16 protein-coding genes and 1 tRNA gene are annotated in these 21,660 nt (G+C 72.5%); 4 read left to right on the forward strand and 13 right to left on the reverse strand.

The window, feature by feature from the left end; translation table 11 throughout:
- Positions 1-89: 89 nt before the first annotated feature.
- Both ACA511_RS16155 and ACA511_RS16160 read right to left on the reverse strand, forming a co-directional pair.
- Positions 90-1,262 (reverse strand): branched-chain amino acid ABC transporter substrate-binding protein, encoded by a 1,173-nt coding sequence (locus ACA511_RS16155; protein WP_375025140.1) that lies wholly within the window; start codon positions 1,260-1,262, stop codon positions 90-92.
- 280 nt (positions 1,263-1,542) lie between these two features.
- A complete protein-coding gene (locus ACA511_RS16160; RefSeq protein ID WP_375025141.1) occupies positions 1,543-2,151 on the reverse strand; it encodes an ANTAR domain-containing response regulator in 609 nt (202 codons plus the stop codon).
- A gap of 97 nt (positions 2,152-2,248) precedes the next feature.
- Between ACA511_RS16160 and ACA511_RS16165 the strand changes: the two genes are divergently transcribed.
- Both ACA511_RS16165 and ACA511_RS16170 read left to right on the forward strand, forming a co-directional pair.
- Positions 2,249-2,323: transfer RNA gene (locus ACA511_RS16165), tRNA-Leu, on the forward strand.
- A 144-nt stretch (positions 2,324-2,467) separates the two neighbouring features.
- On the forward strand, positions 2,468-3,220 hold the full coding sequence (locus ACA511_RS16170) for a helix-turn-helix domain-containing protein (RefSeq protein WP_375025142.1): 753 nt from the start codon (positions 2,468-2,470) through the stop codon (positions 3,218-3,220).
- Positions 3,221-3,745: 525 nt separating this feature from the next.
- On the opposite strand, the gene pyk is transcribed toward ACA511_RS16170, so the two are convergent.
- Complete coding sequence (gene pyk, locus ACA511_RS16175; protein ID WP_375025143.1) at positions 3,746-5,176, reverse strand: pyruvate kinase; 1,431 nt, start codon at positions 5,174-5,176, stop codon at positions 3,746-3,748.
- A 108-nt stretch (positions 5,177-5,284) separates the two neighbouring features.
- Positions 5,285-5,839 carry a type 1 glutamine amidotransferase domain-containing protein gene (locus ACA511_RS16180; protein ID WP_375025144.1) on the reverse strand — a complete coding sequence of 185 codons (555 nt, stop codon included), beginning with the start codon at positions 5,837-5,839 and terminating at the stop codon, positions 5,285-5,287.
- Positions 5,840-5,904: 65 nt separating this feature from the next.
- Here ACA511_RS16180 and ACA511_RS16185 point away from each other — a divergent pair, with 65 nt between their 5' ends.
- Entirely contained in the window at positions 5,905-6,639 is a 735-nt protein-coding gene (locus ACA511_RS16185; protein ID WP_375025145.1) for a DUF6597 domain-containing transcriptional factor, read from the forward strand.
- Between the two features lies 1 nt (position 6,640).
- On the opposite strand, the gene ACA511_RS16190 is transcribed toward ACA511_RS16185, so the two are convergent.
- A complete protein-coding gene (locus ACA511_RS16190) occupies positions 6,641-7,501 on the reverse strand; it encodes a hypothetical protein (RefSeq protein ID WP_375025146.1) in 861 nt (286 codons plus the stop codon).
- A 309-nt stretch (positions 7,502-7,810) separates the two neighbouring features.
- On the opposite strand from ACA511_RS16190, the gene ACA511_RS16195 reads away from it, so the two are divergent.
- The gene (locus ACA511_RS16195) at positions 7,811-9,238 is read left to right on the forward strand and encodes a pyridoxal phosphate-dependent decarboxylase family protein (RefSeq protein WP_375025147.1); all 1,428 of its coding nucleotides are present in this window, start codon (positions 7,811-7,813) and stop codon (positions 9,236-9,238) included.
- A 169-nt stretch (positions 9,239-9,407) separates the two neighbouring features.
- On the opposite strand, the gene ACA511_RS16200 is transcribed toward ACA511_RS16195, so the two are convergent.
- The 8 genes from ACA511_RS16200 to ACA511_RS16235 form a co-directional block, all read right to left on the reverse strand.
- On the reverse strand, positions 9,408-10,871 hold the full coding sequence (locus tag ACA511_RS16200; RefSeq protein WP_375025148.1) for a glutamate synthase subunit beta: 1,464 nt from the start codon (positions 10,869-10,871) through the stop codon (positions 9,408-9,410).
- 15 nt (positions 10,872-10,886) lie between these two features.
- Entirely contained in the window at positions 10,887-15,458 is a 4,572-nt protein-coding gene (gene gltB / locus ACA511_RS16205) for a glutamate synthase large subunit (protein ID WP_375025149.1), read from the reverse strand.
- A gap of 316 nt (positions 15,459-15,774) precedes the next feature.
- Entirely contained in the window at positions 15,775-16,869 is a 1,095-nt protein-coding gene (locus ACA511_RS16210) for a hypothetical protein (protein ID WP_375025150.1), read from the reverse strand.
- Positions 16,870-16,966: 97 nt separating this feature from the next.
- Positions 16,967-17,761: a hypothetical protein gene (locus tag ACA511_RS16215; RefSeq protein ID WP_375025151.1), complete on the reverse strand. Its 795-nt coding sequence runs from the start codon at positions 17,759-17,761 to the stop codon at positions 16,967-16,969.
- A gap of 68 nt (positions 17,762-17,829) precedes the next feature.
- Positions 17,830-18,549 (reverse strand): VIT1/CCC1 transporter family protein, encoded by a 720-nt coding sequence (locus tag ACA511_RS16220; RefSeq protein WP_375025152.1) that lies wholly within the window; start codon positions 18,547-18,549, stop codon positions 17,830-17,832.
- 30 nt (positions 18,550-18,579) lie between these two features.
- A complete protein-coding gene (gene lgt / locus ACA511_RS16225; RefSeq protein ID WP_375025153.1) occupies positions 18,580-19,845 on the reverse strand; it encodes a prolipoprotein diacylglyceryl transferase in 1,266 nt (421 codons plus the stop codon).
- A 67-nt stretch (positions 19,846-19,912) separates the two neighbouring features.
- Positions 19,913-20,755: a DsbA family protein gene (locus ACA511_RS16230; RefSeq protein ID WP_375025154.1), complete on the reverse strand. Its 843-nt coding sequence runs from the start codon at positions 20,753-20,755 to the stop codon at positions 19,913-19,915.
- A 75-nt stretch (positions 20,756-20,830) separates the two neighbouring features.
- The gene (locus ACA511_RS16235; RefSeq protein WP_375025155.1) at positions 20,831-21,607 is read right to left on the reverse strand and encodes a DsbA family protein; all 777 of its coding nucleotides are present in this window, start codon (positions 21,605-21,607) and stop codon (positions 20,831-20,833) included.
- Positions 21,608-21,660 lie beyond the last annotated feature (53 nt).

Genomic DNA, 21,660 nt, shown 5'->3' on the forward strand with positions numbered 1-21,660 from the left:
GGTCGCCTTAATCAGAGAAGGAGCGGGAGCGCTGTAGCGCTCCCGCTCCCGCGCCATCAGGGGGGTCTCGTCAGGGGCGCTGGTGGCGCCTAGGAGACCTTCGCTTCGTTGCTCTTGCCGAGCAGCGGCAGCTGGTTGTCCTTCACCTCGTAGATGTAGATGTCCTGGGTGGCGAGCTCGCCGTTCTCGGCGAACTTGATGCTCTTGCCGACACCCTGGACGTCGACGGTCTTGAGGAACTCGTTGATCTGCTCCGGCTCGGTCTTGCCGGCCTTGACCGCCTCGATGAGCGCCGTCGCCGCGTCGAAGCCCTCGGTGGAGTAGATCGCGACGTCCGAGCCGAACTTCGCCTTGTAGTCGTCGGCGAACTTCTTGGCCTTCGGGTTCGTCTTGCCGGTCGGGTCGATGAGGCAGCCGCAGCTGATCAGCGTGCCCTGCGCGTTCTTCTGGCCGGTGCCCTCGATCAGGCCGGTGGCCAGCGAGCCGTCGCCCGACATCATCTTGCCCTTGTAGCCGCCCTCGCGCAGCTGCTTGAACAGCCGGCCCGCGACCGCGTAGTAGCCGCCGAAGTACACGAAGTCCGGCTTGAACTCGTTGATCTTGTTGACCGTCGAGGAGTAGTCGGTGCCCTTGTCGTCGACCGCGTCGCTCTGGGTCTGGGCGCCCTTGGCCTTGACGGCCTTCTCGATGGCGTCCGCGAGGCCCTTGCCGTAGTCCTGGTTGTCCGACACCAGGAAGACCTTCTTGGCGCCGGAGTTCATCACGAAGTCGGCGACGCCGGTGCTCTGCGCCGCGTCGTCGGCCACCACGCGGTGCCAGTACTTCCAGCTCTTCTCCGCGAGCGTGATGTTCGTCGCCGACGGCGACACGCTCGGGATCTTGGCCTCTTCGAGGATCGGGCCGACGCTCTGCGACTCACCGGAGAACGCCGGGCCGATCAGGCTCGCGATCTTGTCGTTCTTGACCGCGGCCAGCGCCAGCGAGGTCGCCTGCTCCGGCTTGCCCTGGCTGTCGTAGGTCTTGAGCTTGATCTTGACCTTCGGGTTCGTGGCGTTGTACTGCTCGATCGCCAGCTGCGCGCCCTGCTTGGGCGGGATCACCAGGCCCGAGTTCTCACCGGTCAGGTCGCCCATGAACCCGACCGTGACCTCGTTGCCGCTGCCACCGGAATCGCTATCGTCGCCACCACAGGCCACGGCGCTGAGCGCGAGCGCCGCGCTCACCGCCACCGCGCCGGTGATCCTCATCTTGTTGCGCCGCAAGGTGCCCAACCTTTCCATCCGGGAGGGGATCGGGTACGAGTCATGCCCCGACACCGGCCCTTCGGAAAGGAAAACGGTCAGTCGGGGACCAGCTATGTCGTACACCGTCGACCCACCCCAGAACAGGACCCCCGGATCGAAGGGTTACTCGTTCGTTACTCCCCCGTGCCATCCGATACCCGGCGTTGCCTGGGACGATTACAGAAGGTGACGATGGTGGGGCGAGCCAAAGCCGCTGGTTGGACCTTGGCAACCGCGCCGGAAGGCGGTAATGGCGCGCTCAGCCGGCGGCGGGCTGGTCCCGTCCGCCGGACGCGCCCGCGACGACCGCCTCCGCGACGGCCCGCATCGTGAGCCGCCGGTCCATCGAGGTCTTCTGGATCCAGCGGAACGCCTCGGCCTCGGACCAGCCGTGGGCCTGCTGCAGCAGGCCCTTCGCGCGGTCCACCACCTTGCGGGTCTCCAGCCGCTCCTGGAGCCCGGCGACCTCCGCCTCCAGCGCCCGCAGCTCGGTGTACCGGCTCACGGCCATCTCGATCGCGGGCGCGAGGTCGGTCTTGGTGAACGGCTTGACCAGGTACGCCATCGCCCCCGCGTCGGTCGCCCGCTGGACGAGCTCGCGCTGGGAGAAGGCGGTGAGGATCACCACCGGGGCGATCCGGTCGGCGGAGATCCGCTCGGCCGCCGAGATCCCGTCCAGCACCGGCATCTTGACGTCCAGGATCACGAGGTCCGGCTTCAGCTCACCGGCCAGCCGCACCGCGGTCTCGCCGTCTCCCGCCTCTCCGACGACCTCGTAGCCGTCCTCCTGAAGCATCTCCTTGAGGTCCAGCCGGATCAGGGCCTCGTCTTCCGCGATCACAACTCGCCGCGTGCTCTCCACGCGCACGAGCCTACCGAAACCCGCTACCCTGGTCCGAGGCAGGCCACCCGAAGCCCCCGCCAACTAAAAACGCGAGCTGAATGTCTAGTTTGCTCGGGTAAATGCCCCGGTACCCCAATCGGCACGAGGGAGCGGTCTCAAACACCGTACAGTGTGGGTTCGAGTCCCACCCGGGGCACTTTTCAGCTCAGCGTCTCCCATCCGGCTTCCGCCCACTCGCCATAGATGCCAGTGGACCCACCTGCCCCCGCGTAAGCCCACATGAGTTCTCGCCCTGGGTATTCGAACGGAAACTGTCGGTGGCGGGTGTGAGGGTGCGGGCATGTACGATCCGCGAAAACGTCCGCTGGCGTTACGCCTGCTGGCAGCTGGGTTCACGATCGCCGAGGTCCATCGGCAGACCGGCATCCCCACCTCCACGCTGGGCCACTGGAAGAAGCATCCCGAAAAGGCGGCGAACCACACTCCCCCGTCGTGCCCCCGCTGCCACGATCAGACGGTCGACAGGACGGCTTACTCGTATCTCCTCGGGCTCTACCTCGGCGATGGCCATCTCGCGCGCCAGCGCAACGGCGTCTACCGTCTGGAGATCGCATGTTCCGACTGCTGGCCGGGCTTGATAGAGGCCGCCGCCGAGGCCGTGGGCGCGCTTCTGGCGTCCCGAGTCGGGCGCCGCCAGAAGCCCGGCTGCACGATGGTGGGGTCCTACTCCAAGCATTGGCCATGCCTGCTCCCCCAGCATGGACCGGGAATGAAGCACACGCGGAAGATCGAGTTGGCCGGGTGGCAGCGGGAGATCGTGGACGAGTACACCGAGGAGTTCGTCCGCGGGCTGATCCACTCGGACGGGTGCCGGACGACGAACCGGGTGCGCAAGCGCCTCAAGGACGGGGATCGCTGGTACGAGTATCCGCGGTACAACTTCACCAACGTGTCGGCCGACATCCAGCGGCTCTTCACGGATGCGCTCGATCGGCTCGAGGTCGCGTGGACGCAGATGAACGCGAAGAACGTGTCGGTCGCGCGGCGGGAGGCCGTGGCGCGGCTGGACGAGTTCGTGGGGCCGAAGCACTGAACTCCGGCGGGCCCTGCGCCCCCCCACGCCGGGAAGCAGGCGAACTCACGCGACCTGGACGCCTCTGTGGGCGAAGACTGAATGTCACCCCAGCCCCGGCCCCGCGCTCGGCCTGGGCGCAGCCCTGTGCGGAGAGCAGGTGTGCTCACGCGACCCGGGTGGCTCTGAGGGCCGAAGTACTGGATGTCGGTCCAGGCGGCGGCCCTGGGCTCGGCCCGGGCGCAGCCTTGGGTGGGAGCAGGTGTGCTCGGTGGTGCGGGCTGGGTGAGGTTTGTGGGGACGGTAGGTGGGGCGTTCTGCGGGCTGTGGTCGGTTGGTTTCTCGGGTGGGCGGCTGGGTTGACCGGTTGTCCGGAGCGACGTGCAAATGAGACCGGCCGGTGATACCTGCACGGTGGGCAAACTTCGGCGGCGGACCGCGGAGGGGGGCCGGGCACCGCGCGGGGTGCGTGTCGCGCGGTGCCCGGCGTGGCGGGTGGCCGGTGGTCGTGAGCGCCGTGGTGCGTGAGCGCCCGGGGCGGGCGCCTCAGTGCTGGATACCGATGGCGTCGCCGATGCTGTGGACGCGGAGGGCGTTGGTGGAGCCCGGCGTGCCGGGGGGCGAGCCGGCGACGACGACGACCTTGTCGCCCTTCTGGCAGCGGCCGAGTTCGAGGAGGGCCTGCTCGACCTGGCCGAACATGGCGTCGGTGTGGTCGACCTGGGGGACGATGAAGGTCTCGACGCCCCAGACGTGGGCGAGGCGGCCGCGGACGGCGGGCACGGAGGTGAAGGCGAGGAGCGGGATGGGCGAGCGGTAGCGGGAGAGCCGGCGGGCGGTCTCGCCCGACATGGTGAACGCGGCGAGGGCCTCGGCGCCGACGATGGCGCCGACCTCGGCGGCGGCGCGGGCGATGGCGCCGCCGACGGTCTCCGGCATGCGCTCGAGGGTGTGGGTGGCGTGCAGGGCGGCCTGCTCGGCGGTCTGCACGATGCGGCTCATGGTGAGGACGGATTCGATCGGGTACTGGCCGACGCTCGTCTCGCCGGAGAGCATGACCGCGTCGGCGCCCTCGAAGACGGCGTTGGCGACGTCGGAGGTCTCGGCGCGGGTGGGCCGCGGCGCGGAGATCATGGATTCGAGCATCTGGGTGGCGACGATGACCGGGCGGGCCTTCTCCCGGCACAGCTCGATGGCGCGCTTCTGGACGATCGGCACCTGTTCGAGGGGCAGTTCGACGCCGAGGTCGCCGCGGGCGACCATGATGCCGTCGAAGGCGGCGACGATCTCGGGGAGGCGCTCGACCGCCTGCGGCTTCTCGATCTTGCCGATGAGGGGGACGCGGACGCCCTCCTCCTCCATGATCTGGTAGCAGATGTCGGCGTCGGCGGGGGTCCGCACGAAGGAGAGGGCGACGAGGTCGACGCCGAGGCGCAGGGCCCAGCGGAGGTCGCGCTCGTCCTTCTCGGTGAGGGCGGGGACGCTGACCGGGACGCCGGGCAGGTTCAGGCCCTTGTTGTCGGAGACCATGCCGCCGACGGTGACGGTGGTGCGCACGCGGGTGCCGTCGACGTCGACGACCTTGAGGGCGACGCGGCCGTCGTCGATGAGGACGGAGTCGCCGGGGCCGACGTCGCCGGGCAGGCCCTGGTAGGTGGTGGAGACCTCGCGGCGGGTGCCGGGGACGTCGTCGGTGGTGATGGTGAACTCGTCGCCGAGGGTGAGCCGCACGGGCCCGTCGGGGAAGCGCCCGATGCGGATCTTGGGGCCCTGCAGGTCCGCGAGGATGCCGACGCCGCGTCCGGTGGCGTCGGCGGCCGCCCTGAGGCGGTGGTAGACCTCCTCGTGGACGGCGTAGTCGCCGTGGCTCATGTTGAGCCGGGCGACGTCGATGCCGGCGTCGACGAGGGCGTTGATCTGCTCGGTGCTGGAGCAGGCGGGACCGATGGTGCTGACAATCTTCGCTCGACGGGTCACGTGCACAACCGTACTTAGTTACTTGCCGGTACCGATATTCGTGCAGGATATGGTCGCCCGCGGTTCACCGATTGGTCTAGGTCAGAGGTCTAGACCACATCCGGCCGGTCAGCGCTTGAACGCCTCCACCGCGGCCCGGCAGAACGCCTTGAGGTCGTCGGGCCTGCGGCTGCTGACGAGGACGTTGGGGCCGCCCTCGCATACCTTCACCTCCTCGTCCACCCAGGTGGCGCCCGCATTGCGCAGATCGGTCTGGAGGCTGGGCCAGGACGTCATGGTGCGTCCCCGGACGACGTCCGCCTCCACGAGGGTCCACGGTCCGTGGCAGATGACGGCGACGGGCTTGCCCGCGTCGAAGAAGGACCTGGCGAACGCGACCGCGCCCGGGTCGGTGCGCAGGAAGTCGGGATTGGCGACGCCGCCCGGCAGGACGAGCCCGTCGAACTCGGCGTGCTCGGAGACGTCGACCGTGGTGTCGACGGGGAAGGTGTCGGCCCTGTCCAGGTGGTCGAACGCCTGGAGGCGGCCGGACTGGGTGGACACCAGGCGCGGGTTGCCGCCCGCCTGCTCGACGGCCGTCCAGGGCTCGGTGAGCTCGACCTGCTCCGTGCCCTCGGGGGCGCAGAGGAAGGCGATGGCTTTTCCCTGAAGATCGTTCGACATGACTTCTCCCGTTTTAGCTGGCTTTCATGGCCCTTGCCCGATTGGTCGGGTGGTATGCAGGAGGGATGGGTCCGACCGTCCCCCAGCCCCCGCCCGCCGCCGGGCGCGCGACGAGCTCCGCTCGGCGCGCCTACCGGGAGTACGGGGCGCCGGGGCTGGCGTGCGCGTGGACGGCGGCGCTGCCGCTGGACGCCGAGCCGTTCGTGCAGCGCGTGGTGCCGGACGGCTGCGTCGACCTGATCTGGTCGGCCGCGGGCGTCCTCGTCGCGGGGCCCGACACCGGGCCGGTCCCGGCGGCGATGCGGCCCGGCGACGCGCTGGTCGCGGTGCGGTTCCGGCCGGGGACGGCGCCGCCGGTGCTGGGCGTCCCGGCGGACGCGGTCCGGGACGGGCGCGTCCCCCTGCGGGAGCTGTGGGGCGCGGAGGCGGACCGGCTGGCGGAGACCGTGGCGGAGGCGGGCGACCGGCGCGCCGCCCTGGTCGCGGCGGTGCGGGCGCGGATGGGCCCGCCGGATCCGCTGGTCCCGGCGGTGGTGGCGGCGCTCGCGCGGGGCTCGGTGCGGGACGCGGCGGACGGGCTCGGCGTCGGCGAGCGCCAGCTGCGGCGCCGCTCGATCGCGGCGTTCGGCTACGGGCCGAAGACGCTGCAGCGGGTGCTGCGCTTCCAGCGGGCGCTGGCGCTGGTGCGGGCGGGCGAGACGCGGGCGGCGGCGGCGTACGCGGCGGGCTACGCCGACCAGGCCCATTTCGCGCACGAGGTGCGGGACCTGGCGGGCGAGCCCGTCCGGAACCTGCTGTGAGTCAGGTCTCGAGCCGTCCGTAGGCGCGCAGGGTCAGCAGCCGTTCGACGGTGGTGAAGCCGCGCCATTCGGGGCGGGTGACGGGGGTCCAGCTGGGGAACGCGATGTCCCAGCCGCCGTCGTCGTCCTGGGCGCCGGCGAGGGCGTCGAGACCGGCCTCGATCACGTCGTCGGCGAAGAGGCGGCGCCCGTACCCGTCCGGGGCGGGGGCGAAGTCGAGGACTCCCTGGTGGTCGCTGCGGGCGGCGGCCGCGAGGACGTCCCGGACGCGGGCGAACGCCGCTTCGGCGCGGTCGCGGTCGGGGACGTGGTCGAGGAACGTCAGCACGGCGAGGACGTCGTAGGCGCCGGGTTCGGCGGTGAGTCCGTCCAGGTGGCGCCAGCAGAAGGCGGTGGCGGGGCCGAGCCAGGGGTGGCCGGAGCCGGCCCGGTGCAGCATTCCGGCGAGGGTGCCGGTGGGGTTGATGTTCCCGGGCGGGTCGTCGGGCGTCCGCCACCAGGGCGCGTGCGGGGTGCCGCGGACGCTCGGCAGCACGAACGGCACTCCCCCGTCCGCCCCGGTGACGGACGCCAGGTAGCCGCCCACGCGGGCGACGGCGGGGTCGTCGTCCGCGCCCGCCTCGTGCAGGATCTGGAGGGCGTGCTGGGCCGGGACGGGCTGGCTGCCCTCCCCGCGCAGGTCGGGTTCGAGGGCGTGGCCGTAGCCGCCGTCGGGGTTCTCGTAGGGCCTGAGCGCGGCGACGACGGGGGCGGCTGGGCCGCCGCCGAAGTGGAGCGCGAACCGGCGCCGGTCGATGAGGCGGCCGTTCAGCCGCATGAACTCCGCGGCGCGGGCCAGATCGGAGGCGTTCAGGACGTTCATGGGACCGACCCTAGGACGGCCGGATCCGGCCGGTCTTGTCGGAAACGGCCGTCCGGGGACGGGACGGCGCGGGACGCGGTGGGCCCGGCCACCCCAGCGGTGGGTGGCCGGGCCCCTGGTGTCCCGCGTCGCGGGGGTGCGGGCATGCGGTCCACGGCGGCGTGCCGGGACCGTGCCGTCCGGGCGCCGCGGGTGAACCCTGGCGGGACCGTAGCCGACCGTCCCGGAGACCACAAGGGCCCGGCGGAGCGGCGTCGCCGTGGCCGGGGCCGTTTCCGCGGGGCCTTCCGCTGTGATCTGCTGTCCGACATGAGCGATCCGCTTGACGAACGTGACAGGGCCGGGGAACCGCTCGCCGTGGTGGCGCGGGAGGCCGGGCCCTATCTGGCGAGCCTGCGGGAGCGTCTCGTCCACGACGGGGCGAAGGACGCGCTCCTGGACGAGCTGGACGGCCCGCTGCCCGCCGCGGGAGACGGCGCGGTGGCCGCGGTCGAGCGGCTGGTCCGGATCGGGACGGCGGCGGCGACGCACTCGTCCGGGCCGCGGTTCTTCCATTTCGTGGTGGGCGGGTCGACGCCGGCGGCGATGGCGGGCGACTGGACGGCGTCGCTGCTCGACCAGGCGGCCGGGCTGTGGCCGACGTCGCCGCTCGCGGCGCGGGCGGAGACCGTCGTGCTGCGCTGGCTGAAGGAGCTGTTCGGGCTGCCCGCGTCGTTCGGGGGCGTGCTGACGCCGAGCGCGACGCTCGCGCACGTGGCGGGCCTGGCGTGCGCGCGGTCCTGGTGGGCGGACGGGTACGGCGTGGACGTCACGTCGCGGGGCCTGGCGGGCCTGCCGGTCATGCCCGTGTTCAGCAGCGGGCTGGTGCACGTCAGCACCCGGAAGGCGCTGCAGACCCTGGGCTGCGGGCGGGACACGCTGCGCACGTTCTCCCGCGACGACGCCGGACGCGTCGATCTCGCGGCGATGGACGAGGCGCTCGCCCTGGCCGGCGGGCGGGCGGTGATCGTGGCGAACCTCGGCGAGGTCAACACCGGCGACTCCGACCCGATCGCGGACCTCGCCGACCTCGCGGAGCGGCACGGCGCCTGGCTCCACGTGGACGGCGCGTTCGGCCTGTTCGCCGCGCTGAGCCCCCGGACCGCGCCCCTCGCGCGCGGGGTGGAGCGGGCCGACTCGGTGACGGCGGACGGCCACAAGTGGCTGAACGTCCCGTACGAGAGCGGGTTCTCGTTCGTCCGGGACGCGGGGTGGCTGAGCCGCGCGTTCGGGGCGTGGGGCGCGGCGTACCTGCCGGAGGCCGACGACGAGCGGATCAACTACAACATGCTGGGCCCGGAGTCGTCGCGGCGGGCGCGGGCGCTGCCGATCTGGGCGACGCTGCGCGCCTACGGCCGGGACGGCTACCGGGAGATGGTGGAGCGCCACCTCGACGTCGCCGCCCACCTGGGCGGTCTCGTCGAGGCGGCGCCCGACCTGGAGCTGCTCGCGCCGGTGCGGCTGTGCGTCGCGTGCTTCCGGTACCGGCCGGAGGGCGTCCCCGTGGAGCGGCTCGACGGGCTGAACGCGCGGCTGGGCGAGGCGCTCCTCGCCGACGGCCGCGTCTACGCGGGGACGAGCACCTACCGGGGCATGACGGTGTTCCGCCCCGCACCGCTGAACTGGCGGACGACGAAGGCCGACGTGGAGCGGCTCGTGGACGTCCTCCGCGAACTCGGCCCCGCCGTCGAGGCGTGACGGCCGCGCCTCGGACCGCCTCGGGCGGGACGGTCGGCCGCGAGCCGAGCAGCGCCTCCAGGGACCGGTGCGCGGTCTCCGAGTCCGCGCAGGGCGCTCGTCGACGTCGCCGAAGCGGAGGCCCCGGGGCGGTCGCCGCCCCGGGGCCTCGCGCCGCTCCACGTTCCGGTCAGGCGATCGGGCGCGCCGTCGGCGGGATCGGGTACGGCAGGTCGGTGCGGCCGGTGAGGAAGGCGTCGACGCCGTGCGCGGCGGCGCGTCCCTCGGCGATCGCCCAGACGATCAGGGACTGGCCGCGGCCCATGTCGCCCGCGGCGTACACGCCGTCCGCGGACGTCCGGTAGTCGCCGTCGCGGACCACGTCGCCGCGCTGGTCCAGCTCGACGCCGAGCTGCTCCAGCAGGCCCTCGCGCTGCGGGCCGAGGAAGCCCATCGCCAGGGTGACCAGCTCGGCGGGGATCTCCCGCTCGGTGCCCTCGACCGGCGCGAACCGGGTCTCCGGGCCGCCGACCTCCACCAGCTTCAGCGCGCGGACGTTGCCGTCCGCGTCGCCCGCGAACCCGGTCGTGGACACGGCGTAGACGCGGTCGCCGCCCATGCCGGCGAGCTCCTCGTGGGCGCTCTCCACCTTGAACAGCACCGGGTACGTCGGCCACGGCTGGGCGTCCGGCCGGGACTCCGGCGGGCGCGGCATGATCTCCAGCTGGGTGACGGACGCGGCGCCCTGCCGGATCGCGGTGCCGATGCAGTCGGCGCCGGTGTCGCCGCCGCCGATGACGACGACGTGCTTGCCCTTCGCCGAGATCGGCGACTCCTCGTAGTCGCCCTCCTGCACCTTGTTGGACGGCGGCAGGTACTCCATCGCCTGGTGGACGCCCTTCAGCTCCCGGCCCGGGACGGGCAGGTCGCGCCAGGCGGTGGCGCCGCCGGCGAGGACGACGGCGTCGTGGGACGCGCGCAGCTCCTCGGCGGTGATGTCGACGCCGATGTTCACCGAGGTCTTGAAGGTCGTGCCCTCGGCGCGCATCTGGGCGAGGCGCCGGTCGAGGTGCCGCTTCTCCATCTTGAACTCGGGGATGCCGTAGCGCAGCAGGCCGCCGACGCGGTCGGCGCGCTCGTACACCGTGACGTCGTGGCCGGCGCGGGTGAGCTGCTGCGCGGCGGCGAGGCCCGCGGGCCCGGAGCCGACCACGGCGACCCTCCTGCCGGTCTTCACCGCGGGCGGCCGGGGGCGCACCCAGCCCTCCGCGAACGCCCGGTCGATGATCTCGACCTCGACCCGCTTGATCGCCACCGGGTCCTGGTTGATGCCGAGGACGCAGGCGCTCTCGCACGGGGCGGGGCACAGCCTCCCGGTGAACTCCGGGAAGTTGTTGGTGGCGTGCAGCCGCTCGACGGCCTCGTGCCAGTCCTTGCGGTAGACGAGGTCGTTCCACTCGGGGATGAGGTTGCCGAGCGGGCAGCCCTGGTGGCAGAACGGGATGCCGCAGTCCATGCAGCGGCTCGCCTGCTTCTCCAGGCGGTCCTTGCCGAAGTCCTCGTAGACCTCGGACCAGCTCTTGATCCGGACGTCGACCGGGCGGCGCTTCGGGAGCTCCCGCCGGACGGTGAGGAAACCCTTCGGGTCAGCCATGGAAGTCCCCCTCTCTCAGCTCTGCGCCGCGGCCATGACGGCCTCGTCGACGTCGCGCCCCTCGGCCTCGGCCTGGGCCATGGCGTCCAGGACGCGCCGGTAGTCGCGCGGCATGATCTTGGTGAAGCGGGCCGCGGCGGCGTCCCAGTCGTCCAGCAGCCGCCGGGCGACCTGCGAGCCGGTCTCGGCCAGGTGCCGCTCGACGAGCGCGCGGACGGACTCCGCGTCGCCGGGGTCGAGCGGTTCGAGGTCGACCATCTCGGCGTTGACGCGCTCGGGCACCAGGTCCAGGACGTAGGCGACGCCGCCGGACATGCCGGCCGCGACGTTGCGCCCCGTCCGGCCGAGGATGACGGCGCGGCCGCCGGTCATGTACTCGCAGGCGTGGTCGCCCACGCCCTCGACGACGGCGGTGGCGCCGGAGTTGCGGACGCAGAACCGCTCGCCGACGACCCCGCGCGCGAACAGCTCGCCGGAGGTGGCGCCGTACAGGATGACGTTCCCGCCGATGATCTGCTCCTCGGCCGCGAACGCGGCGTCCGCCGGGGGACGCAGCGTCACCCGCCCGCCGGACAGGCCCTTGCCGACGTAGTCGTTGGCGTCGCCGACGAGCCGCAGCGTGACGCCGCGCGGCACGAACGCGCCGAACGAGTTGCCCGCCGAGCCGGTGAAGGCGACGTCGATCGTGTCGTCGGGCAGGCCCGCGCCGCCCTGCTTCTTCGTCACCTCGTGGCCGAGCATGGTGCCGACCGTCCGGTTGACGTTGCGGATCGGCAGTTCCAGCTTCACCGCGTCGCCGAACGCGATCGCGCCCTCGGCGAGCTGGATCAGCGTGTTGTCGAGGGCCTTCTCCAGCCCGTGGTCCTGCTCGGCGGTGCGGCGCAGCGACGCGCCGTCCGCCAGCTCGGGGGCGTGCAGGATGGGGGCCAGGTCCAGGCCGGACGCCTTCCAGTGCTCGACGGCCTCGCGGGTGTCGATCATCTCGACGCGCCCGATCGCCTCGTCCAGCGTGCGGAACCCGAGGGCCGCCAGGTACTCGCGGACCTCCTCGGCGATGAACTCGAAGAAGTTGACGACGAACTCCGGCTTGCCGGAGAACCGCTGCCGCAGCACCGGGTTCTGGGTGGCGACGCCGACCGGGCAGGTGTCCAGGTGGCAGACCCGCATCATGACGCAGCCCGACACCACCAGCGGAGCGGTCGCGAAACCGTACTCCTCGGCGCCGAGCAGCGCCGCGACGACGACGTCCCGGCCGGTCTTCATCTGCCCGTCGGCCTGCACGACGATGCGGTCGCGCAGCCCGTTCAGCAGCAGCGTCTGCTGCGTCTCGGCGAGGCCCAGCTCCCAGGGCGCGCCGGCGTGCTTCAGCGACGTCAGCGGGGACGCGCCCGTCCCGCCGTCGTGCCCGGAGATGAGGACCACGTCGGCGTGCGCCTTGGACACCCCCGCCGCGACCGTGCCGACCCCGACCTCGGCGACGAGCTTGACGTGCACGCGCGCCGCAGGGTTGGCGTTCTTCAGGTCGTGGATGAGCTGCGCCAGGTCCTCGATGGAGTAGATGTCGTGGTGCGGCGGCGGCGAGATGAGGCCGACGCCCGGCGTGGAGTGCCGGGTCTTGGCGATCCACGGGTACACCTTGTGGCCGGGCAGCTGCCCGCCCTCGCCGGGCTTGGCGCCCTGCGCCATCTTGATCTGGATGTCGTCGGAGTTGGTGAGGTAGTCCGAGGTGACGCCGAACCGCCCGGACGCGACCTGCTTGATCGCGCTGCGCCGCAGGTCGCCGTTCTCGTCCGGGGTGAACCGGGACGGATCCTCGCCGCCCTCGCCCGTGTTCGACTTGCCGCCGAGGCGGTTCATCGCGATCGCGAGGGTCTCGTGCGCCTCGGCGGAGATGGAGCCGTACGACATGGCGCCCGTGGAGAACCGCTTGACGATCTCCGACACCGGCTCGACCTCGTCGATCGGCACCGGCTCCCGGTCGCCCTCCTTGAGCCGGAACAGCCCGCGGAGGGTCATCAGCCTCTCGGCCTGCGAGTCGACCGTGGAGGTGTACTCCTTGAAGATCTCGTAGCGGCGGGTGCGGGTGGCGTGCTGGAGCTTGAACACCGTGTCCGGGTCGAACAGGTGCGGCTCGCCCTCGCGGCGCCACTGGTACTCGCCGCCGACCTCCAGGGTGCGGTGCGCGAGGTCGTTGCCGCCCGGCGGGTAGGCGCGGGCGTGCCGCTGCGCGACCTCGCGGGCCAGCACGTCGAAGCCGACGCCGCCGAGCCGGGACGTGGTCCCGGTGAAGCAGCGGGACACGACGTCCTCGCCGAGGCCGATCGCCTCGAAGATCTGCGCGCCGGTGTAGGACGCGACCGTGGACACGCCCATCTTCGACATGACCTTCAGGACGCCCTTGCCGTACGCCTTCACCAGGTTCCGGACGGCCTCCCCCGGGGTCGGGCCCTCGATGGCGCCGCCGCGGACGAGGTCCTCGACGGTCTCGATCGCCAGGTACGGGTTGATCGCGGACGCGCCGTACCCGATGAGCAGCGCCATGTGGTGGCACTCGCGGGCCTCGCCCGTCTCGACCACCAGGCCGACCCGCGTGCGGGTCTTCTCCCGGATCAGGTGGTGGTGGACGGCGCCGGTCAGCAGCAGCGACGGGATCGCCGCGCGGGCCGAGTCGGCGCCGCGGTCCGACAGCACGATGATGCGGGCGCCCGCGCCGATGGCCCGGCTCACCTCGGAGTTGATCTCCTCCAGGCGCACCTCCAGGGCCTCTCCCCCGCCGGACACCTCGTACAGGCCCTGCACGACGTGGGCGTGCAGGTGCGGCAGCGACCCCTCGTCGTCGATGTGGATGATCTTGGACAGCTCGTCGTTGTCCAGGATCGGGGTGGGCAGGACGAGGCGGCGGCACGAGTCCGGGCCGGGCGCGAGGAGGTTGCCCTCCGGGCCGAGCGTGGACTGCAGCGAGGTCACGAGCTCCTCGCGGATCGCGTCCAGCGGCGGGTTCGTGACCTGCGCGAACAGCTGCTTGAAGTAGTCGAACAGCAGCCGCGGGCGCTCCGACAGCACCGCGATCGGCGTGTCGGTGCCCATCGACCCGATCGGCTCGGCGCCGTTCTTCGCCATCGGCGACAGGATGATCCGCTGCTCTTCGAGCGTGTAGCCGAACGTCTGCTGCCGCTTGACCAGCGTCTCGTGGGTCGGGATCTCCCGCTCGCGCTGCGGCAGCTCCTCGAACCGGACCAGGCCCTCGTGCAGCCACTCGCCGTACGGGTGCTCGGCGGCCAGCTCGGCCTTGACCTCGTCGTCCTCGACGATCCGCCCCGCGGCGGTGTCCACGAGGAAGATCTTGCCGGGCTGCAGCCGGCCCTTGCGGACCACCTTGCTCGCCGGGATGTCGAGCACGCCCGCCTCGCTGGCCAGCACGACCAGGCCGTCCTCGGTCACCCAGTACCGGCCGGGACGCAGCCCGTTGCGGTCCAGGACGGCGCCGACCACGGTGCCGTCGGTGAAGCTGACGCTGGCGGGGCCGTCCCACGCCTCCATCAGCGTGGAGTGGAACTCGTAGAAGGCCCGGCGGGCCTGGTCCATCTCGGTGTGGTTCTCCCACGCCTCCGGGATCATCATCAGCACCGCGTGCGGCAGCGACCGGCCGCCGAGGTGCAGCAGCTCCAGGCACTCGTCGAACGAGGCGGTGTCGGACGCCTCGATGTCGATCACCGGGAAGATCCGGGAGAGGTCGCCGGGGAGCAGGTCGGACTTCAGCAGCGCCTCGCGGGCCCGCATCCAGTTCCGGTTGCCCTTCACCGTGTTGATCTCGCCGTTGTGGGCGATGAACCGGTACGGGTGGGCCAGCTCCCAGGCGGGGAACGTGTTGGTCGAGAACCGCGAGTGCACCAGGGCGATCGCGCTGGTGAAGCGGCGGTCCGACAGGTCGGGGAAGAACGGCTCCAGCTGCGGGGTCGTCAGCATCCCCTTGTAGACGATCGTCCGGCTGGACAGGCTCGGGAAGTACACCCGGACGTCCTGCTCGGCACGCTCGCGCATGCAGAACACGACGCGGTCCAGCTCCAGGCCGGTCGTGCCCGCGTGCGGGCCCCCGGCGGCGGGGGCGATGAACAGCTGCGCGAAGTGCGGCATGACGCGCCGCGCGGCGGGCCCGGTGAAGTCCGGGTCGTGCGGCAGCTCGCGCCACCCGAGGACCGTCAGCCCCTCCTGCACGCAGAGCGTCTCCACGTGCGCGACCGCGGCGGCGCGCTCGTCGCCGTCCGCGGGCAGGAACGCGATGCCGGCCGCGTAGCCGCCCGCCTCGGGCAGCGGGAAGTCGCAGACCTCCCGGAAGAACGCGTCCGGGAGCTGGACGAGGATGCCGACGCCGTCGCCGTCGTCCGGCTCCGCGCCCACCGCGCCGCGGTGGTCGAGGTTCTTCAGTACGGTCAGGGCGTTCTCGACGATGTCGTGGCTCTTGCGGCCGTGCAGGTCGGCGACCATGCCGACGCCGCAGGCGTCGTGCTCGTTGGCCGGATCGTACAGCCCCTGTGTCGCAGGGCGGCCCTGTACGCGGGCAGCAGGTGTGAAGGCAGCCGGGGCCATCAACCCTCCCGTCGTCGTCTCGTGTCACTGCTTCGATGTCAGTGCAGTCGTGGGACGACGTTGGCCCTGCTGCGGTGAGATGACATTACATCACTGCCGGGATCATGCCCGACTGCACCAGATCGCGAAACTTAATCCGCGGAGACCGCCGGTGCGTCATCTCGAATTGGTCTAGACCTAGGCTAGCGGCTCGCCCCGGCCCGGCTCCGCACCCGGCCCGGTGAAAATCATCACCGAGACGCGATGTTTACGGTGAAAGTCCGGTGACCTACCGAAATATTCCCGTAACCGGGTGTTGACCGGACACCGGCCGGGACTAGTCGGACGCGCGGGCCGCGCGGCCGAGCACCGCCGGGGACTTCCCGCCCTCGATCAGCAGCGACAGCAGCGTCTCGTCGGTCTCGTCGCCCTTGCCGTCCAGCCGCTGCGCCCACGAGACCACCGCGAAATGGCCCATCGCGAGGCCGCGCGCCATGCCGAAGCCGCGCCCGAAACCGTCCAGCGGACGGGGGGCCGCCAGCGGCAGGACGAAGCCCGCGCCGATCGTGTGCTCCAGCTTCCCGACGAACCGGTCCGCGTCCGCCGAGGCGTTCAGGTTGAACACCGCCACGGCCAGCGCGTAACCGCGCCCGGTGTCGGCGTAGACGCCCCGCGCCGCCTGGGTGCAGCCGCCCCTGCCCAGCTCGGCGCCCACGGAACCGCCCCACACGGCGGCGGCGCAGTCGCCGTCGAGGCGCTTGGCGCGCAGCTTCACCCTGACCTTCCCGCCCGGGACCGGCAGCGCCGCCGCCTCCGCCGGGAACGCCTCCCCGATCGTGAGCGGCTCGGGGTCCGCGCTGCGGGCGGCGATGCCGCCGTACGCCGACGTCGAGGGCGAACTGGAGTACGAGACGGGCGACGGACCGTTCCCGGCAGGGGTGCCGATCCGGGCCGCGGCGGCGGGTGGCGGGCCGTCGCCGTCCCCGCCCCGGAGCGCGACCACGGCCCCGGCGCCGAGCAGCACGAGCAGGCCCAGGACGGCCGCGGCGCCGAAGTACAGCCTCGGCCCGAGCACGCCGGACCCGGCCTCGTCCTTCGCCTTGGCGGACTTCCTCGCCTTGGCGGGCCGCTTCGCCTTGCCGGGCCGCTTCGCCTTGCCCTGCCCCTTCGGCCGCTTGCCGCCCGGCCCTGCGGGCGGACCGGAGTCGTAGGGGTCCCCGTACTGGGCGTCCCCGTACTGGGCATCGCCGTACTGGGCGTCCCCGTACAACTCGCCCTCGTAGGGCGCCTCGTCGTACGACGGCGGTGGCGGCGGGGCGGGGCGGTCGCGGCGGGGAGCGGGGCGGCGCGGTGGCGTGCCGCGGCGGGGGCCGCCGGCGCGGGCGCGCGCCGTCCTGCGGGGGCTCGGCCTGCCGCCCCCCTGGCGGCTCACCGGCGCTCGGCCGCGGCCGCCGCGGCGGGGTTCATCGGGGTCCACGGGCGCGCAGACTACTGCCCGCCGGCCGGTGACACGCCCGCAACCGGTCCGATCACTGCCCGGCCCTTCCGGCGGCGGCCAGGTCGAGCCGCCCGTAGAGGAAGTCGGCGGCGTTCTCGATGACGAGGCTCACATCGATCATCTCGTTGAGCGAGGCGGGCTGCGCGCCGCCGGCCCGCTCCACCCACGTGATCACGGCGTAGTGGCCGTAGGTCTTGGCGTAGGCGGCGCTGAACCCCTGCCCGAACGCCGGGACGCCCGGCGCCTTCAGCGGCGTCACCCAGCCGGCGCCGGTCGCCGGGTCCAGGTCGCGCAGGATCTGCTTGACGCCGTCCTCGGTCGCCATGTTGAGCACGACGAACTGGCCGACGTGCTTCTTGTCGGAGCTCACGTACGCGGCGCGGGCGAGCTGGCTGCACTGGTACTTGGCGAGGTCGCCCTGGAGGCGGGCGCCCCACGTGCCGGACTTGCAGTCGTTCGCCAGCTTGGACGCGGCGAGCGTGAACGCGTACTTGCCGGTCTTCAGGTCCTTGCCGCCGAACGCCTCGCCCTCGGTGACCGCGCGGGAGTCGGCGGTCCGGGCCGCGATCTGGGCGAAGCCCTCGCCGAGGTAGTCCGGCGTGTAGGCCGTCGGGACCGCCGTCTTCGCCGCGGCCCCCTCCTCGCCCCCGCCGGTCAGCAGGAGCACGGCCACGACCGCGACGATCACCGCGACCAGCGCGGCGGCGGCGGCGAGCAGCAGCTTCGGACGGGGGAGCCTGCGGCCGGGCTTGTCCTCCGGCCAGAAGTCCTGCCCGCGGCCGCTCTGCGCGGCCTCGGCGGAACCTGAGTCACGAGCCTCGATCACGCCCCGGAGCTTAGCGGTCCGGGCCGCCGCCGCGCGCCCAAAAGGGCTTTTCGTCCAGATTCCCGGGGCTACAGGCCGTTGGCCCCGATCAGCGCGCCGACGGCGTAGGTGATCACGGCTGCGGCGGCGCCGAACAGCAGCTGGCGCGCCCCGCCGAACCACCAGGGACGGGTGGTGATCCGCGCCACCAGCGCCCCGGCGAGGAACAGGCCGAGCGCAGCGACGATCGCCGCCGGCCACAGCGAGGTGGCGCCCATCAGGTACGGCAGCACCGGCAGGACCGCGCCGATCGCGAACGACAGGAACGACGAGCCGGCCGCCAGCAGCGGCGAGGGCAGCTCGCCGGGCGTCACCCCGAGCTCCTCCCTGGTGTGCACCTCCAGGGCCTCCTCCGGGTCGCGGGACAGCTGCCGGGCGACCTCGGCGGCCGTTTCCGGGTCCACGCCGCGCGCCTCGAAGACCTCGGCCAGCTCGCGCTCCTCGGCGACCGGGTGCCGGCGGAGCTCCAGCCGCTCCACCTCGATCTCGGCCTCCGCCAGCTCCGACTGGGAGGCGACGGAGATGTACTCCCCCGCCGCCATGGAGAACGCGCCCGCCGCCAGGCCCGCCAGCCCGGCCAGCAGGACGACCTTCTGGCTCGCCTGGCCGCCCGCGACGCCCGCGATCAGCGCGAAGTTGGACACGAGCCCGTCCATCGCGCCGAACACCGCGGGGCGCAGCCAGCCCCCGGTGACGTCGCGGTGCCGGTGGTGGTGCTCCGACGTCACGCCGGTCTTCTCACTGGTCATCTCGCCTGGGTCCGACACCCTCGCCGTTTCCTACTTCCCGTCGGGGACCGGTTCCCCCGTCTTCGCCCGCGCGGACTCGGCGGCGGCGCCGCCCTTCCCCGCGCCGTTCTCCGTCTCGGCCGCCGGCTCGGGCTCCGGCGCTGCCGCGGACTCGGGCTCCCGCTCCGCAGCGGGCTCGGGCTCTCCGGCGTCCTCGGGGGCGGTGTCCTTGGGGGCGGTGTCCTCGGGGGCGTCCTCCGCCGCTTCGGTCTCTGCGGAGTGCGCCTCCGGTTCGTCCGCGGCCGTCGCGTCGGCGGACTCGGGGCGGGTCTCCTCGTCCGCGGGCCCTTCGGCGTCCTGAGCGTCCTCGGCGGGTTCGGCGCCGTCCGCCGCTTCCGCCCCGGCCTTCGGCTCTTCCTCCGCGCGGCTCGCGGACCCGGCCGCGCCGGGGTCGCCGGGGGCCGCTTCGGCGGGCGCGCCGACGCTCTCCGGCCCGGTGCGGTTCCGCGCCAGGTACAGGTAGGCGACCGCGCCGAGGAACACGACGATCGACGTCCAGTCGTTCAGCCGCAGGCCGAGGACGTGGTGGGCGTCGTCGATGCGCAGGGCCTCGATCCAGCCGCGGCCGAGCGTGTAGGCCGCGACGTAGAGGAAGAACGCGCGGCCGTGCGTCAGCTTGTAGCGCCGGTCGGCCCAGATGACGAGGACCGCGACGCCGACGCACCACAGCGCCTCGTACAGGAACGTCGGATGGTAGGTCGCGACGTCGGCGTACTTCGGATCGAGCGCGGGCCCGCCGTCCAGCATCGGCCGGTGGTTCTCGTCGATCTTCAGCGCCCAGAAGGCGTCCAGCGGACGGCCGTACAGCTCCTGGTTCCAGTAGTTGCCCCAGCGGCCGATCCCCTGCGCCAGCACGATGCCGGGCGCGACCGCGTCGCCGAGCGCCAGCACCGAGATGCCGCGCCGCCGGCAGGCGATGATCGCGCCGACCGCGCCGAGGGCGACGGCGCCCCAGATGCCGAGGCCGCCCTTCCAGATCTCCAGCGCCCGGACGGGGTCGCCGTCCGCCCCGAAATAGCGCTGGTAGTCGGTGATCACATGGTAGAGCCGGCCGCCGACCAGGCCGAACGGAACCGCCCACACGGCGACGTCGACGATCACGCCCGGTGTGCCGCCCTTGGCGGCCCAGCGCCGCTCACCCAGCCATACCGCGGCGACGATGCCAAGAATGATCATGATGGCGTAGGCGCGGACCGGCACGGGCCCGAGGTGCCAGACGCCCTGTGAGGGACTCGGGATGTAGGCGAGCTGGTGCATGACCGTTGACGTTACCGCCTCCCGGGCGCGGCGTGCGCCCTCTCCGGCACCGGTACGAAGCCGTTGCCTACGGCGTGCCGCCGGACGCGCCGGCGGCGGTGCCGCTCGACCGTGTGCCGCCGGGCGCGGGCGCGCTCCCGGCCGCCTTCGCGACGGCCTTCTTCAGCTCGTCGGGCGAGCCGAGGACGTCGCCGCCGACCTTCCTGCCGTTCAGCGCCAGGTACGGGGTGGCGTCGACGCCGGCCTTCCCCGCCTGGGCGCTCGCCTGGTCCACGGTCTTCATCTTCTGCTCGCCGTCGACGCAGGCGGTGAAGGACGGGTCGGTCACCCCGAGATCGGCGGCCCACGTGACGAGGTCCCGCGCGGAGAACCCCTTCGTGCCCTCCTCGGGCTGCTCGGCGTAGAGCCGGTCGTGGTACTTCACCCAGTGGTCGGCGGGCATGCAGGCGGCGGCGTTCGCGGCGCGCCGCGAGTTCGACATCAGCGGCTCCTGCTGGAACAGCTGGAACGGCCGGTACACGACCTTCAGCCGACCCTCCGCCGCGAGCTGCTTCATCGTCCCGCCGAGCCGCTCCTCCATCGACTTGCACGCGGGGCACTGGAAGTCCTCCCAGACGTCGAGGACGGGCTCGTTCACCCCCGGTTTCGCCATCGCGACCGAGCCGTCCTGCTGCCGGGTCGCGGGCGCGAGCGCGCCCTTGTAGTCGCCGATGGAGGGTCCGCCGCCGTCCCTGGACGTCAGCACGACGACCGCGGCCACCGCCACCGCGGCCAAGGCGACGGCGCCGAGGACGACCAGCAGCGCGCGCTGCCGCCGGCCCCGGGCCGCCGCCCGTACCCGCTCGTCCGCGAGGCGCCGCCGCGCGGACGGTTCCCTGCCCTGCTCGCTCATCGATCCCCCGATCGCCACGCTGCGTGCTCTTGAGCTAGCACGAGCGTAGCGGTGACGGGCGGGCGAGTCCTCAGGAAGCGCCGGAGGAGGGGGTCACTTCCCGGTCGCGCCGGCGGCCTCGATGGTCGCCCGCAGCCCCGCCGGGTTCATGAACTGGCTCTGGTCGAGCTTCTGCCCGTTCAGGAAGACCGTCGGCGTGCCGTCGACGCCGCGCTGCTGCAGCGCGTAGTTCGTCATCGCGTCGACCGTGGACTTCTTCTGCTCGTCCCGGACGCACTTCTCGAAGCCGGCGTCGGTGACGCCGACGTCCTTGCCCCACTTCACGAGGTCGTCGGGCGAGAAGCCCTCCGAGCCCTCGGCGGGCTGGAACTTGAACAGCGCGTCATGGTAGGAGATCCACTTGTCGGCCGGGACGCACAGCGCCGCCTCGGCCGAGCGCAGCGAGTTGATCTTGACCGGGTCCTTCTGCTGGCCGAACAGGTGGAACGGCCGGTAGACGACCTTGACCTTGCCGTCCAGCGCCAGCTTCTCCACCGTCTCGCCGGTGGCCTCCTCGAACTGCTTGCAGATCGGGCACTGGAAGTCCTCGAAGATCTCCAGCTCCGGCTTGGCCACCCCGGCCTTGGCCATCACGATGGAGCCGTCGTCCTGGCGGCTGAGCGGGGCCAGCGCGCCCTTGTGGACCTCGGCCCGGCCGTTCTTGTTCTTCTGGTCGATGACGATGACGGCCGCGACCACGACCAGCGCCACCGCCACCACGGATCCGAGGACGATGGCGAGCAGCCGCCGCTGCTTGTCCCGCGCCGCCTGCCGCTTGCGCTCGGCGGCCAGGCGCTCCCTCGCGGACCGCTCTCGTGCGGCCTTGCTCATTGGTTCTCCTATGCGTGCGGACCCGGCGCCGCCGTCGCGCGGCGCGGTATCGG

The sequence above is a fragment of the Actinomadura sp. GTD37 genome (assembly GCF_041951365.1).
GTDB lineage: Bacteria > Actinomycetota > Actinomycetes > Streptosporangiales > Streptosporangiaceae > Spirillospora.

What these genes read in the sequence shown, in the direction of transcription:
- ACA511_RS16170 (WP_375025142.1), top strand. Translation starts at nt 2,468, where the DNA reads ATGTACGATCCGCGAAAACGTCCGCTGGCGTTACGCCTGCTGGCAGCT.
- ACA511_RS16180 (WP_375025144.1), bottom strand. Translation starts at nt 5,839, where the DNA reads ATGTCGAACGATCTTCAGGGAAAAGCCATCGCCTTCCTCTGCGCCCCC.
- ACA511_RS16185 (WP_375025145.1), top strand. Translation starts at nt 5,905, where the DNA reads ATGGGTCCGACCGTCCCCCAGCCCCCGCCCGCCGCCGGGCGCGCGACG.
- ACA511_RS16190 (WP_375025146.1), bottom strand. Translation starts at nt 7,501, where the DNA reads ATGAACGTCCTGAACGCCTCCGATCTGGCCCGCGCCGCGGAGTTCATG.
- ACA511_RS16195 (WP_375025147.1), top strand. Translation starts at nt 7,811, where the DNA reads ATGAGCGATCCGCTTGACGAACGTGACAGGGCCGGGGAACCGCTCGCC.
- ACA511_RS16200 (WP_375025148.1), bottom strand. Translation starts at nt 10,871, where the DNA reads ATGGCTGACCCGAAGGGTTTCCTCACCGTCCGGCGGGAGCTCCCGAAG.
- gltB (WP_375025149.1), bottom strand. Translation starts at nt 15,458, where the DNA reads ATGGCCCCGGCTGCCTTCACACCTGCTGCCCGCGTACAGGGCCGCCCT.
- ACA511_RS16220 (WP_375025152.1), bottom strand. Translation starts at nt 18,549, where the DNA reads ATGACCAGTGAGAAGACCGGCGTGACGTCGGAGCACCACCACCGGCAC.
- lgt (WP_375025153.1), bottom strand. Translation starts at nt 19,845, where the DNA reads ATGCACCAGCTCGCCTACATCCCGAGTCCCTCACAGGGCGTCTGGCAC.
- ACA511_RS16235 (WP_375025155.1), bottom strand. Translation starts at nt 21,607, where the DNA reads ATGAGCAAGGCCGCACGAGAGCGGTCCGCGAGGGAGCGCCTGGCCGCC.